General features: G+C 44.3%; 3 protein-coding genes. All 3 read left to right on the top strand.

The features are described from left to right. The first annotated feature begins 155 nt into the window (after positions 1 to 155). Positions 156 to 581, top strand: coding sequence for a hypothetical protein (locus C5O24_RS12990; protein WP_107034908.1), 426 nt, complete (start codon positions 156 to 158; stop codon positions 579 to 581). A 198-nt stretch (positions 582 to 779) separates the two neighbouring features. Further along, positions 780 to 1,769 (top strand): hypothetical protein, encoded by a 990-nt coding sequence (locus tag C5O24_RS12985; protein ID WP_107034907.1) that lies wholly within the window; start codon positions 780 to 782, stop codon positions 1,767 to 1,769. Positions 1,770 to 1,789: 20 nt separating this feature from the next. Then, a partial coding sequence (locus C5O24_RS14390) for a hypothetical protein (protein WP_205961126.1) occupies positions 1,790 to 1,981 on the top strand: 192 nt, incomplete at its 3' end.

Below are 1,981 nucleotides of genomic sequence, written 5' to 3'. Positions count from 1 at the left end.
GATGAATCTCTGGGTGATTCCTATAAGGTGGTGTTGGTCGCATCGGTGAAGGTTTAGACCCGGTTCAAAAACATCCCTCCATTTTTTGTTATCGCCTGACAGCTATTGGCAGGCGACAGGGATAGCTTTGTCCAAAAATTTAGAATAGCATAGATATGAATCAAACTACAGACGAAGAACAGCGGGAACTTGCTGAAAGAAGGAAGCAAATTATCGATGAGAATGCGAAGAAATTTGCGCCTTTGCTGGACTACATGGCGCAGCACCGTAAGGAAACCTTAGAACTGATGCGTCGCCGGCACGCCTATTATACCCAACTCATAACTGACGCGGAAATCAAAACCGCCGAGGAATTCTATGAAAGATACAGAGAACACTTTCTAATGTACGGCATAAAATTGAAGCTCTCCGATAATAAGAAATGGTGTTCAATCCATCTCGAGCTTGAAGACTATGACTATGAGGATTACGGGGTGGAAGACGGTAAGGATGATACATTAGCTGAAGTTAGTCCCGAAACGGCCTTCAAGGATTTATTTCGCAATGCCGAAGTCAACATTTTTACAGTAGAAGAACTTTGAGAACAACGCTGACAGTTTTTGGCAGTCTAAGAGATTGTCTAAAATTCATATCACTTTGCTTTTGAGAGTCTTTCCAGCGTCTTTTTGTTTGCTCCCCGGTCATGTAGCTACGGCTACACTCCCTCATCACAAACAAAAATCCATATGACAATCCTTCTCAAAATCCGTATTATATAAATTTAGACAATCTCTGACAATATGACTGTAAAAGAGCTCTGCCAATCATTGTATTTCAAGGACATTATTGAGCCGATGAAGAAGAAATATCCTGATGCGCTTCTCCCCATATCGAGATATAAAGAGGATTACGACATTATCCTTAACACCGTGTTTTCGGGCGAAGGTGGCACGATAACATTCCATCCGGATGGCAACTCAGATGCCTACATGTGCGAGGGCGACCGGTATTTCAACATCGTAGGAATGAAGGTTGTCCTCCCCGACAACGGAGCGGTTACTGCAGCAGAGGCGGCAGCCGAGATACTTTGGTGCTCCGCGCCCTTCGGTCGTTATGGCGAAATAGACTGGGCACTGTTTGAGGAACATGAGGCTGACAAATACGCTTTGCAGGCGAAACGTCTGGATATAAAGATTGCGCTGCCTTATTGTCGTGATAAAAAGATACGCCGGGAATTAAAACAACAGATGATGTCAACGGCTGAAGACCTTTGCCTTTCCGCTAAGGCTGACGACTGGTTTGTATTTGGCGAAGGAAAACTTTGGGGCAAGAGGCAAAACCGTAGCAAGCGCAAACGCAAGTATCGTATGAAAAAGAGGCGCGACGAGCTCTTCCGGCAGAGCGAACTACATAAAGAACTCGATCTGCTCGAAGCCAAAATCGGCTCCGTGTCCGAACTACTCAAGCAGTTGGTGCTGTCGTCATCATCCATAGAGACCATATACTATGAATCCAAGACATACGGAAAATCAGGACGCATAGATTACATCGCAGATCTGTTGCTCAACCCATTATACAACAGCAAGAAATATTTGAACCCCGCCAAGCAGCAGGAATGTATCTGCGTGCTATACGCCACACCAGAGTATCCCTGCACCACAGCCGAGCAAAACCGAATCATTGAAATTCTCGGCAAATACTTCGGCTCGACGCCATGGCAGCTTTTCACCCGCCAGTGTAACGGCCTTGACAATGAGGTCGAATTAGAGATTACATATATCACTCAATAATTTCAAAAGTATATCGTACAATGTTTTATAAGCCTGAATGTATTGATGACTTCTATAAAGACCTACATAGAATTCGTGCCGAACTTACATCAATTCAGTCTGGAGAAAAGAACTGGATTACTTCTACGCAGGTTCAACTGGCAAGTGCAAAATTAGCGATTTGTTTGAAGAACTCGGTTTTCGGGTTTGAAAAACCGAGTTTTTCCGTGGCC

Origin of the sequence: Paramuribaculum intestinale (genome assembly GCF_003024925.1) — a bacterium.
GTDB classification, from domain to species: Bacteria; Bacteroidota; Bacteroidia; order Bacteroidales; family Muribaculaceae; genus Paramuribaculum; species Paramuribaculum intestinale.
The sequence above is the reverse complement of the archived record's forward strand: the minus strand, read 5'-3'. Positions and strand labels throughout refer to the sequence as shown.